14 protein-coding genes and 1 pseudogene are annotated in these 15,730 nt (G+C 40.8%); 12 read left to right on the top strand and 3 right to left on the bottom strand.

The window, feature by feature from the left end; all coding sequences use genetic code 11:
* Positions 1-2: 2 nt before the first annotated feature.
* The 4 genes and pseudogenes from AEQ18_RS00850 to AEQ18_RS00840 all read left to right on the top strand — a co-directional run bounded on the left by AEQ18_RS00850 (position 3) and on the right by AEQ18_RS00840 (position 3,042).
* Positions 3-1,319, top strand: a complete 1,317-nt coding sequence (locus AEQ18_RS00850; RefSeq protein ID WP_235505458.1) for a uracil-xanthine permease family protein — start codon at positions 3-5, stop codon at positions 1,317-1,319.
* Between the two features lie 348 nt (positions 1,320-1,667).
* Positions 1,668-2,285, top strand: a complete 618-nt coding sequence (locus AEQ18_RS00845) for a LysM peptidoglycan-binding domain-containing protein (protein ID WP_054114474.1) — start codon at positions 1,668-1,670, stop codon at positions 2,283-2,285.
* A 259-nt stretch (positions 2,286-2,544) separates the two neighbouring features.
* A pseudogene (locus AEQ18_RS16050) lies at positions 2,545-2,634 on the top strand (hypothetical protein); the annotation flags it as partial.
* Positions 2,635-2,655: 21 nt separating this feature from the next.
* Positions 2,656-3,042, top strand: coding sequence for an MmcQ/YjbR family DNA-binding protein (locus AEQ18_RS00840; RefSeq protein WP_054114473.1), 387 nt, complete (start codon positions 2,656-2,658; stop codon positions 3,040-3,042).
* Positions 3,043-3,133: 91 nt separating this feature from the next.
* Here the strand turns inward: AEQ18_RS00840 and AEQ18_RS00835 are convergent, their stop codons facing one another.
* A complete protein-coding gene (locus tag AEQ18_RS00835; RefSeq protein ID WP_054114544.1) occupies positions 3,134-3,925 on the bottom strand; it encodes an L-threonylcarbamoyladenylate synthase in 792 nt (263 codons plus the stop codon).
* A 320-nt stretch (positions 3,926-4,245) separates the two neighbouring features.
* Between AEQ18_RS00835 and AEQ18_RS00830 the strand changes: the two genes are divergently transcribed.
* Positions 4,246-5,178 carry a cation transporter gene (locus tag AEQ18_RS00830; protein WP_054114472.1) on the top strand — a complete coding sequence of 311 codons (933 nt, stop codon included), beginning with the start codon at positions 4,246-4,248 and terminating at the stop codon, positions 5,176-5,178.
* Positions 5,179-5,232: 54 nt separating this feature from the next.
* Complete coding sequence (locus AEQ18_RS00825) at positions 5,233-6,069, top strand: YitT family protein (protein ID WP_054114471.1); 837 nt, start codon at positions 5,233-5,235, stop codon at positions 6,067-6,069.
* 62 nt (positions 6,070-6,131) lie between these two features.
* Here AEQ18_RS00825 and AEQ18_RS00820 read toward each other — a convergent pair whose 3' ends face one another.
* Positions 6,132-6,797 (bottom strand): GntR family transcriptional regulator, encoded by a 666-nt coding sequence (locus AEQ18_RS00820; protein ID WP_054114470.1) that lies wholly within the window; start codon positions 6,795-6,797, stop codon positions 6,132-6,134.
* A 191-nt stretch (positions 6,798-6,988) separates the two neighbouring features.
* Here AEQ18_RS00820 and AEQ18_RS00815 point away from each other — a divergent pair, with 191 nt between their 5' ends.
* The 5 genes from AEQ18_RS00815 to AEQ18_RS00795 all read left to right on the top strand — a co-directional run bounded on the left by AEQ18_RS00815 (position 6,989) and on the right by AEQ18_RS00795 (position 12,271).
* Positions 6,989-8,596 (top strand): mannitol dehydrogenase family protein, encoded by a 1,608-nt coding sequence (locus AEQ18_RS00815; protein ID WP_054114469.1) that lies wholly within the window; start codon positions 6,989-6,991, stop codon positions 8,594-8,596.
* Positions 8,587-9,663 carry a mannonate dehydratase gene (gene uxuA, locus AEQ18_RS00810; protein WP_054114468.1) on the top strand — a complete coding sequence of 359 codons (1,077 nt, stop codon included), beginning with the start codon at positions 8,587-8,589 and terminating at the stop codon, positions 9,661-9,663. Before AEQ18_RS00815 ends, uxuA begins: the two co-directional genes overlap by 10 nt.
* 17 nt (positions 9,664-9,680) lie before the next feature.
* Complete coding sequence (uxaC, locus tag AEQ18_RS00805; protein WP_054114467.1) at positions 9,681-11,069, top strand: glucuronate isomerase; 1,389 nt, start codon at positions 9,681-9,683, stop codon at positions 11,067-11,069.
* A gap of 130 nt (positions 11,070-11,199) precedes the next feature.
* Positions 11,200-11,514, top strand: coding sequence for an MGMT family protein (locus tag AEQ18_RS00800; RefSeq protein WP_054114466.1), 315 nt, complete (start codon positions 11,200-11,202; stop codon positions 11,512-11,514).
* 49 nt (positions 11,515-11,563) lie between these two features.
* Positions 11,564-12,271, top strand: coding sequence for a GntR family transcriptional regulator (locus AEQ18_RS00795; protein WP_054114465.1), 708 nt, complete (start codon positions 11,564-11,566; stop codon positions 12,269-12,271).
* A 99-nt stretch (positions 12,272-12,370) separates the two neighbouring features.
* Here AEQ18_RS00795 and AEQ18_RS00790 read toward each other — a convergent pair whose 3' ends face one another.
* Positions 12,371-13,570, bottom strand: coding sequence for an enolase C-terminal domain-like protein (locus AEQ18_RS00790; protein WP_054114464.1), 1,200 nt, complete (start codon positions 13,568-13,570; stop codon positions 12,371-12,373).
* A gap of 292 nt (positions 13,571-13,862) precedes the next feature.
* Here AEQ18_RS00790 and AEQ18_RS00785 point away from each other — a divergent pair, with 292 nt between their 5' ends.
* A complete protein-coding gene (locus AEQ18_RS00785) occupies positions 13,863-15,689 on the top strand; it encodes a glucose PTS transporter subunit IIA (protein ID WP_054114463.1) in 1,827 nt (608 codons plus the stop codon).
* Positions 15,690-15,730: the final 41 nt, after the last annotated feature.

The raw sequence follows: 15,730 nt of genomic DNA, 5'->3' as shown, positions 1-15,730 counted from the left end.
ACGTGGAAACTTCAAAAAATAAACATTTAACGATTGGCATCAATGATGATATTCCTTTTGGACAAGCAGTGATATTAGGGCTGCAACATGTTTTAGCGATGGATGTCTATGTACCGCCATTTATTATCGCCACAGCTGTGGCGATGTCATCATCAGATGCCTCCGGATTGATCCAATCAACTTTTTTAGGGGCAGGGATTGCTTCTTTGATCCAAGTATTATTTTTTCTGAAATTACCTGTTTGCCAAGGGCCATCTTTCGTACCAGTGGGTGCGATCATTGGGATCTACTTTGGGGCGAAAGGCATGGATACTGTATTAGGTGCAAGTATCGTTGGTGCAATTGCAGTTGTTTTGCTCGGGTTTACAGGCATTTATAAGTATATTGTTCGACATTTTATTCCAACGATCGTTAGTGGAACGATCATCATGATCGTTGGCTTGACGTTGCTGCCAACAGCATTTACGAGTAATATTTATCCTGCAACGGAAACTTTGAGCGCAAATCAGAATATGCTTTTGGCAGCGATCACTGCGGCTATCTTGATTCTTTTTTCTATGTTAGGGGACTATTTCCCGGGATTAGGCAAGTACTTTCGTATCAGCTCTGTCATCATTGCTTTAGTCATCGGGACGACGATTGCTTCATTTATGGGCGGGGTTGATTTTCAATCAGTTGCAGAGGCGCCATTGTTTAGTTTGCCTAAGTTGGCCTTTGTTCATTATGGCTTGCACTTCGATATTTCTGCCATCTTGACCATGTTGGTGATTTATATGGTATTGTTGGCAGAAACAACAGGTACCTGGTATGCAGTCAGCTCTGTGACCGAAGAACCAATCACTGATGAACAAATCAATAAAGGGGTCATTGGCGAAGGACTAGGTTGTATGGTGGCCGCTTTGGTGGGTACGACACCAGTCACTGGTTACTCAACAAATGCAGGAATCATTTCGATCACTGGTGTGGCGAGCAAAAAAGTCTTTGTGATGGCTTCATGTTGGTTCATTTTGTTGTCCTTTATTGGCAAACTATCTGCCTTGATCCACGCAGTTCCTTCTTCAGTGATTGGCGGTGTATTCGCGGTGGTTTGTGTCATCATCTTGCTCAGCGGGTTTCGTGTGATCAAGAATCAAGCATTTTCCGAGCGGGAGTTGTACATCATCGGAGTGCCTTTGATTATCGCCATCGGTCTTTTATTTATGCCGACAGAAATCAAAGAATCCGCACCTCAATTTTTGCAATACCTGCTTGATTCGCCAATTGCGCTAAGCGCAATTGCTGCAATCGTGATGAACAAATTGATTCCAGTGAAAAACTGAGATACATTTTAGACAAAGCAAGCGGACGTCAAATTGGCTGGCCGCTTGCTTTTATGTTACATAAACGTGTTAAAGCGGTTTATTTGTAATATTTGAAAATGATCATTGGGTAAATCAGTTTGATTTCAAATTAAATAACGAAATTGGTTTGAATATATCCGGGTATTTTCCTTTCGTTATAAGGATTCTTTGCTATTCTTACAAAATGTAAGAATTTTGTCTTTTTTTCATTCAAATTGTAACGCAGTTATCACCTATGAAATATTCTTCGATGTTAGACTAGTTCATGCGCTTGAGTTATTTCAACTCTCGCATATCGAAGTTTATCAGAGAAGGAGATATTACTATATGAAATCTTTTAAAACTGTTTTACTAAGTACAGCTGTCTTGGCCGGATTTGGTCTTTTCTTAGGTGGCAAAGATGCGTTTGCCGATGAACAATATACTGTTCAATCTGGTGACACACTATCCACTATTGCATACAATTACTTTGGCTCTGCAGATGCAGTAGAAGCAATTGCTGAAGCAAATGATATTGCAAATATCAATTTGATCTATGTTGGTGAGTCTTTAGTGATTCCTACTGATGATAGCGATTATGCAACATCTTCTTATGAAGGATCATCTTCCTCTTATGCAGCAGCTAGTGAACAACCTGCACAATCAGAATCGTCACAAGCAAGCAGCAGCCAAGCTTCATCAAGCTCAGAAAGTTCAACAAGCTATACATCTTCAGCAACAGGTTCTGAATCTTCTGCTAAAGAATGGATTGCTAACAAAGAGTCAGGTGGCTCATATACAGCGACGAATGGACAATACTATGGTCGTTACCAATTAACAAATTCATATTTAAACGGTGATTACTCAGCAGCCAATCAAGAAAAAGTTGCCGATGAGTATGTAGCTTCACGTTATGGTTCTTGGACAGCAGCCAAAGCTTTCTGGGAAGCCAATGGATGGTACTAAACAGCTAACGAACAGACCTTTCGGGGTCTGTTTTTTTATTCATATCTGTTTGATTGACATACTATTGCAAGTATAATGTTAACAAAGGTTTGCTGTTTTATCGACGGGAGACAGTTGGTCTGGTGCGTAAATCTGTGCAGCAATGAAACCCGTTATTATAGGCGGGAATCATGAGTATATTGCGTCGATAGTACATACCAAGCAATTCTATCTAGGGTGTAAGGACCTGATTTATTAGTATAAAGAAGAAAGTCGTTCCCTCGGGATCATTGGTACGATATTGGTTGCATTGGCCGGGTTCTTTGGTATAGGACGCCGGAAGAAATCAGAAGAAGATCAAGATAAATAAAATCATAAGGGAGGGAAATGAATGGATGAGCAACAAGTAGCTTCTAGAATCGATCAATTTAAACGTTTTGGTGAAAGTTTACCTGGGGCAAAAGTATACTATCGAGAGGACTGGGGAACGATTTATTTCGATTTGCTTGGCAAACAATTCGGGATGATGTCGCCAGAACCTACTGCAGATACATTGATTACGTTAAAAAATTTACCTGAAGTGAATGAATCTTTGCGGGAGCAATTCCCCGGTGTGATTATTCCAGGATATTATGCAAACAAAACACATTGGAACTCCATAAAGATTGCAAACGAAGAAATGGATCCTCAGGCAGTGGAATTACTGATCAAAGTTTCCTATGACCTAGTAAAAGAGAAGTTAACGAAAAAGCAAAAAGCTGCATTGCTTGAGATGTAGTCTCTCCCAAACGAGGTTGCTCAGAAGAAGAAAAGGACTTGCAAGGTAGACAACAACGTCTACCTTGCAAGTCCTTTTTAGTATGCTTTCATTAATAATACTCACCATGACGATAATCCCATGAATTGAACGTATCAGACAAGTACATTTGTATTTTGTCTACATCCAAACCTTTACGGATCAATACAGGGGCAGGCGTGATGGAGCGTTGATCGCCTTGTTCAGGAATCAATTTTCCCTCTTTATCTACAAAAGAAACCATGACACCTTGTTCATAACGGGTTTTAATCGATTTATCCGGTTGAATTGAAGCAACGTAATCATTGCTTTCGATAATCAAATCTGCCTCTTCAGCAATTTGTTCACCAATTCCTTCAACCAGACCACGATTCCCTTTACCAGAAGGATTGGCAGAACTCGCAAACAATAATGTGTGGTCTTTCTCCCATAATGCCTTTGAGATTTGCTCTCCTGGGACACCAAATTTGATGACGAAGCAACTCGTACCGCGAACATCTGTCATCAGTTCTTCAGATCCATCAGCCGGAATATAGGTTTTACCAGATTCTTTCCAAGGTAAAATAGCACCGAACAGCACATCGTTTTCCCAGCATGTTTGATATACGGCAGCTGTTTCCGCATTTAATTCGGCTAATTCGTGCAACTGTTCCAAAGAGCCGCAAAGCACCACACCAGGTTTATTGCGCTTTCGGTTTTTCGCAGAGAATTTCCGCTCTAGTCCTTTTTTATCTGATACTGTAATGATGTAACCAACTTTTGTTGGACAGACAACAACGTTGCCTTCTCCCTGCAATAGGTCAATTGCGGACTGGCTAGGTTCCCCAGACCATTTGATTTGTTTATCTTGACTCAAGTGACTCATCCTTTCTTGATACATGAATACTCTTACTGAAAACAAGGTGGAATATTCTGAAAATTCTGATTCCCAGTTGTTACCACTGATGATAAGGGAATCAAAATGGATAGTCAAGAGAATTTGACATGAATATGTGAAAAGTGAAGTTCGATAGATCAATTGAATACAGCCACAGCTATTCCAAAAATTCATCCTTGAATGAAAAAAAAGACTGTCATCGTCGTTATTTTTATGGCAAGATATAAAAGAAGATCAGCTGAAAGATGCAGATTTTATTAAAATGCCTGTTGTTTTAAATTTTAAACTGGTCGAAAAGAGGACGGAAAATGAAAGAAAATAATCATATTCGGCGCTTGCTTATTTTGTCGATTATCGCAGGTTCGATCTATGGGATGGGTGCATTACTTTTTGGTTTGCTTATGCAGTACAATGTGTTGCTGTTAGACGGAGCATATACGTTGATTGGCGCTGTAATGTCTTTTATTTCATTGTATCTTGCGAAGTATATTCAAATGCATGACTTTGAACGTTTTCCTTTTGGAAAAGAACCCTTGATGCCTTTAATGGTCTTTGTTCAATATAGTATTATCTTGCTGATTTCAGTGTATGGTGTTATTGAATCTGTTTATACATTGTTTCACATAATACCTAGCAGTCAAGGGAATAGTGGTTTATATTTTTCAATCATTGGGTCGGTGTATTGTTTGCTTTTTTATTTGTATCTTAAAAAAAATCAATTGACGCATCCTTTTTATTGGGTGGAATATGCACAATGGCGCTTTGGTTTCTTCTTTAGCGCAGGTGTTGTTCTGTCATTTTTACTTTCTGGATTACTCGAGTCAAGTGGATATCGCCATTTGGCTATGTATATTGATCCTATTGTTTCTATTGGCATCACGTTGTTCTTTATCCAATTGGCGCTGAAAGAATTGAAGCATGCGATCTTGGAATTAACCACTTCTTCAGCAAAAAGCAGATTACGAGAAGAAATCTTGACGGTGGTCCAAACTCGTTTAGCGCGAGAAGATGTGGAAACGTATGTCTTGCGCACTGCGAAAGTTGGCAATCAGGTTATTGTGGAGCTTGATCTTGTCGTTACGACGCTAAGTTCACTGGACACAGTTGCGCGGCAAGACCCTTTAAGGGAAGAATTGCATGACGCAATCAATCAAATCATCGCATCACATACATTGTGGCTAAACATAAACTTTGTTGGAGATATAAAATGGGCGTATAGTAGTGTTGAGAAGGAGATCTGAATTGGTGAACGCCCTTATAACGACAACAGACAGTTCAACGAAAAGAGGAGAACAATGAATTATATTAAATCATATGGAAAAATTACCGCTGCGCTATTCCTTTTAGCTGCAAGTATCAATCTTTTTTTAGGCCCGCATCATATTGCAGCAGGAGGGGTCAGCGGCATTGGGATTTTGCTGGAATCATCCTTAGGCTGGGACCGTGCAGTTGTCATTATGGTCTTGAATATTGCTATGCTCGTTTTGGCTTATGTCTTCTTGGGTAAAGGGCCTTTCATGAAAGTAGTATTTGGCAGTTTTGCCTTTCCTTTAGCGATTGCCATCGTGCCTGAAATAAAAGTTGCAGATGATCGTTTGTTGTCTGTGATTTTCGGCAGTGCTATTTTCGCGGCAGGTGTCGCGATCTTATACAAAAACCAATCCTCTAGTGGTGGAACGACCATTCCGCCACTCATCTTTAAGAAATATTTTGGTCTTAATCCAGCAATCGGTCTGTTGGTGACAGATGCAGTTGTTGTGTCGATGAATTTGTTTGTCTTTGGTTTTGAAGAATTTCTATTTGCTATTTTGTCGATCGTGATTACATCAGCAGTTATGAATTATATTGAAACTGGCTTTAACAGGAAAAAATCACTTATGATCATGAGTGATGAACATTTAGAAGAGATTCGAACCGCGGTTTTTGAGAAAGTGAGTCGAGGGGCAACGCTGTTGAATGCGCAGGGAGGCTATCAGCAATCAGAAAAGCAAGTCTTGTTGATTGTATCAAGTGACCAAGAATTTGTCCGTATTCGACAGATTATTGAAACAATCGATCCTAAAGCATTTGTGATCGTAAGTACAGTTTCGGAAGTCTTAGGGCAAGGGTTCAGTTATCATCCAATTGAATAAAAAAATCATAAAAAAGAACAAAGACGATCAGTGGATGGACACACCGGTCGTCTTTGTTCTTTTTATTGAGAAAAATAGTCTGGGTAGGCTTGTTGTACCACCAATAAGTCATTGTCGATCACATCGATATGCTTTTCTACTAAAGAAGTGATTTTCTTTTCGTCACGGGCTTTTAACGTGTGTAAAATTTCTTGATGATCCTTTAAAATGATATCCCAGGATAACGCTTCAACTTCTAAACGCAAATATCGAAACCGATTCAAAGGCAAAATGACCGCTTGCAGCCAATCCCAAACATTTTCCTTATCGGATATTTGGTAAATCAAGTGATGGAAGTCTTCATCTAATTGAAAAAAAGCCTGCTCATCTTTTAATTGCGCATAGGTTTGTTGCAAAATGATCAGTTTTTCTAAATCTTTGAGCTGTTCATTCGTAATGACTGTGCAAGCAATCCTAAAAACTTCTTTTTCTAGTGTTTCACGAACGAAACGGGCTTCCTCGATTTGTTTGGTATTCATACGAGAAACATAGGTACCACTTTGAGGAACGACATCGATCAATGCTTCTCTGCGAAGCCGAATGACTGCTTCTCTAATCGGTGTACGACCTATAGACAATCTTGCTTCTAGGTCTTTTTCTGAGATTTTTTCACCAGGTATCAGTTGGGCTGTAAGAATCATCGATTTGATCGACTCATAGGCTTGGTGTTGGAAATTCGTTGGTTTCATCGGGAACGCTTCTTTCTATTCAATGAACATTAAGATGACAAAATCGACCATCAACTGCGATGTCTTAAGTTATTGAATCATCAATCAAAATATAAACTAGTATATATTTTGATTGAGTTTTTGTAAAGGGTTGCAATTTTTTAGAAGGTGAACTAAAATACTAATATATCAGTTAGAGAAGGGGCGTTTATGTGTTTGATTTAAAGATTTTACATGCAGCAGAGGTTCAACTACCAAAGAAGGACAAAAATGAAGTCATCAAAAATACGAAAAAAGAGCCGCGATGGGTGCATTTCGGTGGAGGGAATTTGTATCGTGCATTTCATGCGGAAGTTGCCCAAACTTTGATTGATCAAGGGTTTCTCGAATCGGGTATTATTGTTTGCGAAACGTTTGATGAAGAGGTGATCGATCAAGTATATACACCATACCAGCAAGATATATTAGAAGTGATCATGCACGAAAAAGGGCACTTTGAGCAGAAATTATTACAGTCAACAGCTGCAAGCTACTTTTGCCATCCTTCCCGCGTAGAAAGTTATCAAGCAGTCAGAGAGGTTTTTCAAAATAAAGCCTTGCAAATGGTGACGGTCACCATCACGGAGAAAGGCTATGGTTTAACAACAAGCACAGGTGCATATCTAAAACCAGTCGAACAGGATATCATTGCGGGACCTCATGAAGCAACACATACAATGAGTATTTTGGTTAGTTTGTTATGGGATCGCTTTCAATCAGGGGCTGCGCCATTGGCTTTGATTTCAACGGATAACTTTTCTCAAAATGGCCAACGATTCCAAACAGCAATCTTGACGATTGCCCAAGAATGGGTAGCGAAAGGCCATGTTCCACAAGCATTTGTTGCGTATTTAAGTGACAAAGAAAAGATTTCTTTCCCATGGTCAATGATTGATCGAATCACCCCTAATCCTTCGCAAGTAGTCTTAGATCAGCTGACTCAAGAAGGAATCGAAGGGCTGTCATTGATCTGGACCAGCAAAGGAACAAATATTGCCCCATTTGCGAATACAGAGGCAACCCATTATTTAGTGATCGAAGACGACTTTCCTAATGGTCGCCCTGATTTAGCCAAAGGCGGGGTGATCCTAACGAGCCGAGAAGTTGTTGATAAAGCAGATGTCATGAAAGTAACAACTTGTTTAAATCCATTGCACACAGCTATGTCAATATTTGGTTGTCTGCTCGGTTTTCAGACGATTGCAGAAGAAATGGCAGACCAAGATATTTCTCGACTTGTCAAAGGAGTTGGTTATATAGAAGGATTACCGGTGGTTGAAGACCCTGGTATTATCCAACCGAAAGCATTTATTGATGAAGTCATTGGGTTGAGATTGCCTAATCCATTGATTCCAGACACCCCCCAACGGATTGCGGCAGATACGTCGCAAAAGATGGCGATCCGTTTTGGTGAAACCATCAAAAAATATGTGGAAAATCAACGTGTGGATGAACTACAGTTTATTCCATTGGCCATAGCAGGTTGGCTGCGGTATTTGTTGGCAATCGATGATGAAGGGCAGTCCTTCAAGGTAAGTCCAGATCCATTGTTGCCAGAATTGCAAGCGCAATTGTCAGCCATCAAAATGGGAGAAGCGATGGATACTGCAGTATTTATTCAGCCTATTTTAAAGAACGAAACACTTTTTGGTCTTGACTTATACAAAACTGGACTTGGCGAAAAAGTACAAGCTTATTTTGAACAAATGCTGACAGGCCCTGGTGCGGTCCGTCAGATATTACATGAAACTGTAGGAGGCGTATCAGAACAATGGAAATGACATTTAGATGGTATGGCAAAGAAAATGATAAAATCAAATTGGCAGATATTCGGCAGATTCCGGGAATGAAAGGCATCGTTGGCACATTATTTGATATTCCAGCTGGTGAGGTTTGGCCTAGAGACCGGATCGCTTCTTTGGTTGCGGAAATTGAGCATGCTGGCTTGACCCTGAAAGTAATTGAAAGTGTGAATATCCATGATGATATCAAAATCGGTTTACCAACGAGAGATCAATATATTGAAAACTACAAAGAAACGATCCGCAATTTGGCTGCTTTCGGAATCGAGGTCATCTGCTATAATTTCATGCCGATTTTTGATTGGATCAAAACGGACCTTAACTATCAGCTGCCTGATGGCTCTTTCACGATGGCTTTTGAAAAGGCAGGTATCGATAAGGATCCTGAAGAAATCGTGAAGGAAGTTGAAGAATCGAGTTCAGGCTATACATTACCTGGTTGGGAGCCGGAACGTTTGGCCCATGTGAAAGAATTGTTTGACGCATATCAGGATGTCGATGACGACAAGTTAAGAGAGAATTTTGCTTATTTCTTGAAAGCAATCATTCCCACATGTGAAGAAGTTGGGATCAAGATGGCTGTCCACCCTGATGACCCACCCTATTCGATCTTTGGGTTGCCGCGAGTGGTCAAGAATCGTGATGACTTAGACTGGATCTGTCGTGTTGTGGATAGTCCGTCGAACGGTATCACATTGTGTACGGGAAGTATTGCGGAGGACCCAGGCAACGATGTCTATCAAATCTTGGCTGAATTCTGTCGCCGGGGTCGGATTCCATTTGCCCATGTACGTAATATCAAATATTTGGGAAATGACAAAGATTTTTATGAGGCGCCACATTTGTCTTCTGAGGGGTCATTGGATATGTACAAAATATTAGAAGCAATGTACACCAATGGTTTTGATGGGTATATTCGTCCAGATCATGGACGAATGATTTGGGGAGAAACAGGGCGTCCAGGCTATGGTCTGTTCGATCGTGCCATTGGTGCTTCTTATTTACTGGGCCTTTGGGAGGCTATCGATAAAGCAATCGGCAGATAAGAAAGGCGGCGGAGCGCATGTTTTTAGACGAAAATTTTGTGTTGAAAAATGATATTGCCAAACAGCTGTATCATGGATACGCAAAGGATCAGCCGATTATTGATTATCACTGTCATCTTGATCCAAAGGAAATCTATGAAAATCAGCCTTTTAGAAATATCACAGAAGCTTGGTTAGCCGGCGACCATTACAAATGGCGGTTGATGCGTGCGAATGGGGTGCCAGAAACCTTGATTACAGGGGATGGCTCTGATTATGACAAGTTTGCTGCATGGGCCGAAACAATCGAATTATGTATTGGCAACCCGCTGTACATTTGGACCAATCTTGAATTGAAACGGATTTTTGGCATCGAAGCGCTGCTGGCAAAAGAAAATGCAGCCATTATTTGGGAAAAAGCCAACCAAAAATTAACAGAAAAAGACTATACACCAAGACAATTGATCAAAAAAATGAACGTATCGGTCATTTGCACGACAGATGATCCTGTGGATGATTTGCTGTATCATCAACAGCTGAAAAATGAGTCTTTCGCTATCTATCCGACATTCAGACCAGACCGTGCATTAAACATCCACTTGCCTGAATATACGGACTATTTGCAGAAACTATCTGAGGTTTCGCATATATCTATTCAAACATATCCCCAATTAATAACAGCACTAGCGAATCGAGTTGCTTATTTCCATCGCCATGGGTGCCGATTATCAGATCATAGTTTGGCACAATTGGCTGATAGTCGCTATGATCAGGAGCGAAATACTGCTATTTTTGCGAAAAAAATGGCGGGTGATCCCTTGTCTAGTGAGGAAATCATGGCCTACCAATCTGGACTGCTCGTTGAGTTGATGAAGCTATACGCTGACCATGAATGGACAGCACAATTACATTTATCAGCTACGCGAAACAATAGCGGTCTTTTGATGACGCATGTAGGGCCGGATAGTGGTGGGGATGCTATGGGGGATGGTCGATTGGAAAAGGGCGTCAGTCGCCTGTTTGACCAATTGCAATGCCAGGGCAAATTGCCAAAAACGATTTTATATTCATTGAACCCGAAAGATTATGTCTCCCTCACTGCCTTGATGGGTTGCTTCCAAGAAGAGATCCAAGGGAAGTTGCAACTCGGATCAGCTTGGTGGTTCAACGATACATACTCCGGTATGCGGCATCAGTTGACGACGTTAGCTGAAGGGGGGATACTCGGGAACTTTGTAGGAATGCTGACAGATTCTCGCAGCTTTTTATCCTATCCGCGGCATGAGTATTTTCGGAGGATCTTGTGCCAAGTAATCAGTGAGTGGGTAGAAGATGGACAGTTGCCAGAGGACTTGCCATATTTAGGTGAAATTGTAGAAAAAATCGCCTATCAGAATGCAAAAAATTATTTTCACTTTGGACAATGAATATAGGAAACTCACTACAGCGATAAAACCGGTGATTCGTTTTACCGCTGTAGTTTTTTTTGATTTACGAATGACGGATTTTCCAGTAGGATACTAAGATAAGCGCTAAATACAGGACGAGGTGTAGTGATTGAATCCATTTTATGAAGAAGTATATGCTTTAGTGGAAAAGATACCATACGGAAAAGTAGTGTCCTATAGCCAAATATCATGGTATTTAGGAAAGATGAATCAAGCACGAGCAGTGGGTCGTGCAATGAAATTAAGTCCCAGTGATTTACCTGCACACCGTGTTGTCAGGGCAGATGGCGTGTTAGTCGGGTCGTCGGCAGAAGACAGACGCGCTGCCTTGATGGCTGAAGGCATTTTGTTCAAATCGAATGGCCGTGTCGATATGAAAGCTTGCAGTTGGCAGATACCTGCTGCTGACTTAGAACAACATTGAGAAGGATAATGGCATGAGATGCTTATATTAAAGATGATGAGGAGCATATATGAAAAAAAGAGAGTTTATTGTTCAAGATTTGTTAAGTAAAATTTATCAAGAGCAGTTTGCTGAGGGGAAGTTGCCGAATCAAAGAGATTTAGCCAAACAGTATGGCGTGTCAAGATTCACGATTCAGCAAGCAATCAAGAATCTTGAAGAGATTGGTATCGTTCGCGTGGTGCAAGGCTCAGGAATCTTTATTCATGAAAAATGGGTCAAAAACCCACTGATTTTCAATTCGTTGACCCGAACACCTTATGATCGTATTCATTCTAAAATGATTTCATTACAAAGAACAAAGGCAACTCCAGATGAGCAAAAAATTTTCCAACTAGAACCCAACGATGAAGTATGGACATTTGAACGTGTGCGAATCGTGAACTATAAAATTGAACAGTTAGAAACTTCTAAGTTACCGGTCCGTTTGTTTCCTCAGCTGACACAAGAAGTGGTGGAACACTCAATTCAAAACTATGTGGAAAGTTGCGGCTATCGTATTTCCCACTATATCAGTAGCTATACACCCATCACTGTTAATGCGGTTCAGGCGAAGATCCTTTTGTGTAAGCGAAGCACGCCTGCGATGCAAATTACGAATCGGGCAATCTTGGAGGATGGTCGCGTATACGAATTCAGCAATATTATTGCCATCGATTATGGTGTAACGTATATTCGGCCGTTTGATCGTGAGATTCATCGCTCAAGAATCGATTAGACCATTTCACAACAAAGAAATAGACCATCGACATTCAAAAGCCAACGGCAATCGCTGACTGAGTGAATGAGATAGTCTGTTTTTTTATATGTCAAAATTTTATGGTGTGATCAAAGTGCCATCTGGCGTCCTGCTTTGGGTCCACTCATGGGGACGATAGACGACAGGAAATTCAGCGGCTGCCTCTTCATCAAATGTAATACCGATGCCACTTCGCTCAATCGGATAGAAGAAGCCGTCTTTAGGTTCTGGACTCCCGCCAAATAGAGATTGTGTGTTGGCTGGTATCTCTATTGTTTCTTGTATCGCTGCATTATGCAGATGGATGTTTAAGTGTGTGTTGACAGCTAAACCGACGGGGCTAATGTCAGATGGCGTATGCCAAGCAATACGGATCCCCATCGCATCACAAAAATGGGCCAATTTTAGTGCAGGGGTGATACCGCCGATTTGAGATACGTGGGCGCGCATAAAGTCAATCTGCTGGTTTTTGACCAATGCTTGCCACTCCATGGGGTTGTTGAACAACTCTCCTGTTGCAATTGGTACTGCCGATTGACTGCGTAATTGAGCCAACCAAGTACTTTGGTCTGGGGGCAAGATATCTTCTAGGAAGAATAGATTATAAGGTTCAGCAGCCTTTGCAAATTGAATTGCCTGATTTGGATGCAACCGTTCATGCACATCATGCAGCATTTGAAATTTGTTGCCATATTTTTCTTTGATGGCTGCAAACATCCCTAATGTCGTATCCATGTATTGACCTTGATCAAAATAGGAACCAGCTAATGGTGCTTCAGGGGTCTGTAATTGACTGGGGTTGCCACCATAAAAGCCAAGTTGACAACGAATATAACGATAGCCATCAGCTAAAAAGCGATCAATCTCTTGAAAAAGAGCAGCTAAGTCATCCGCAACAGCATGGGTATAGGCTGGGATCGCCGTTCGGGCTTTTCCGCCTAAGAGTGCATACAATGGCATATCTGCCAGCTTTCCTTTGATATCCCATAATGCCATGTCCACGCCAGAAATGGCATTATTTGTGATTGGTCCATTCCGCCAATAAGAATTCACATTCATAACTTGCCAAAGATCTTCGATTTCGTTCGCATCTCTGCCAATCAATAAAGGACGCAAATACTCATCTACAACGGTCTTGACAGCTAATGGTCGAAATTGAAAAGTTGCGCAACCTAAGCCAGTGATTTCTTTATTGGTTTCTACTTTGACAACAACAAGGTTGTGCCGATCTGGTTTGATTGCATAAGTCTTTATATCTGTGATGATAGTTGGTGTCATTTGAATCACTCCAATATATTCTCTAATTGCTAAACTCATTGAAACATGTCTGGCAACCGCTGTCAATTTGGTCTAAAAAACAACGGGATATGAAGTATATAAACAGTCCAATTTTATGTGTTTATTTAAATTAACGTTTATATATCAACGTTTATATGATTTATTCGTTGAAAAGGACTGGTTTTACAACTTTGAAATGACATGCTACTATGTGAATGAAAACGGAAACACCTGCTAAGGCCGCGCATATGCAAGCAGAACCGTTCACTCATGATTAGGAGGATTGTAAAAGATGACAAAAGAAGAAATCGTTGAACAGATCATCAAAGATGTTGGTGGTGCAGGCAATATCAACAATGCTTGGCATTGCATGACACGTTTGCGTTTTGATTTAAAAGATGCTCAGAAAGTAGATTATCCGGCTTTGGAAAAAACACCCAAAGTTGTAGGAACCAAATACCAAAGCAATCAACTGCAAGTAGTGATTGGTACGGATGTCGACGATTACTATGGACCTTTAGCAAAAAAATTAGGTCTTGACGATAACAGTCAACAACCAAGTGCTGAGAAAAAAGGCGCGGTGTCGCTATTTATGGATACTGTATCTGGTGTATTTGGTCCCATCGTACCTGCGATTGCCGGCGCTGGTATGATCAAGGGGCTAATGGCAGGTTTAGTGGCGTTAAATGTTATTTCCAACCAAACGGATACGTATTTAGTCATTGATATGATTGCCAGCGGTGTCTTTACATTCTTACCATTTTTCGTAGCTGCTTCAGCTGCACGTATTTTTAAAACCAATCAATATCTTGCAATCGCGATTGCTGCTACACTGCAATTTCCGACGATGACGAATGCAGTAGCAGACGGGGAGATAGCTGCATTCAAATTGTTCGGCGTCTTACCAGTCCCAGTCTTCAATTATGCTGGTACGGTGATTCCAATCATTTTCGCAGTATTAGCGCTGAGCTATATCTATCGTTGGGTTGATAAAATCTTGCCTCAAGTATTGCGGACAGTCTTTACACCGACCATCTCTTTATTCGTGGCAGGTTTGGTAACCTTGACAATCATTGGACCAATCAGTATACATTTAGGGAATTTACTCGCTGAGGGTGTTGAAGGATTGTTTGCCATTTCGCCAGTATTAGCTGGAATCGTGGTTGGGGCAATTCGGCCCATTGCTATTTTTACAGGATTGCACCACGCGATGACGCCGATTGCGCTGCAAAATTTTGCCAATCAAGGCTATGATATGTTGATGCCGATGATGTTTATGGCTAATATGGCTATCACAGGAGCGACGTCAGCAATCTACTTCAAAGTCCATACAAAAGAAGAAAAATCAATCGTCTTATCTTCAGCTGTATCAGGGATTTTAGGTATTACTGAGCCAGCATTGTTTGGAATCTTATCTAAATATAAGAAAGCCTTTTTGGCCGCAACGATCGGTAGTTCGATTGCCTCAGCCTTTATCAGTTTTTTCGATGTTCGAATCTATGGGTATATTCTCTCAAGTATTTTTAGTTTGCCGGCTTATATCGGCGAATCTTTCATCTTTGCTGTATTGGGGATCATTATTGCTATCGCAACTTCTTTTACAATTACATTCTTCCTTATTCCCAAACAAACGGATGAAGCCAGCTTTACCAATGAGATCGATTTGCATGCTGTTGCGGAAGGTGCATATATTCCATTAGAGAATGTACCGGATGAGGTTTTTTCTACAAAAATGATGGGCGAAGGCTATGCGATTCAGTCAGAAAATGGCACGATTTACGCACCAGTAGCTGGTGAAGTCACGTCTGTATTTCCTTCAAAACATGCTATAGGGATCAAAACACCAAATGGTGCTGACGTGTTAGTCCACATGGGCATTGACACAGTATCATTAGATGGGCAAGGATTTGATGTCTTTGTTAAAGAAGGGGATCAAGTAACAGCACAAACAAGATTGGCCCAAATGGACTTGGATTTCATCAAAAAGCAAGGGAAAGAAACCATGGTTATCGTGCTGATCACCAATATGAATCAGGTCCAAAAATTTTCAGGCGTGAAGAATTTAGAAGGTATGCACCAAGCAGGAGCATTATTAGAAAAAGTTATATTAAATGCTTAATATTCAAGCAAAATAAAAGGCGCGACTCGTAAGAGCCACGC

The organism is Enterococcus sp. RIT-PI-f (assembly GCF_001297065.1).
In the GTDB taxonomy this organism is placed as follows: Bacteria; Bacillota; Bacilli; order Lactobacillales; family Enterococcaceae; genus Enterococcus_D.
Note: the sequence above shows the minus strand (reverse complement) of the source record. Positions and strands in the feature narration are given on the sequence as shown.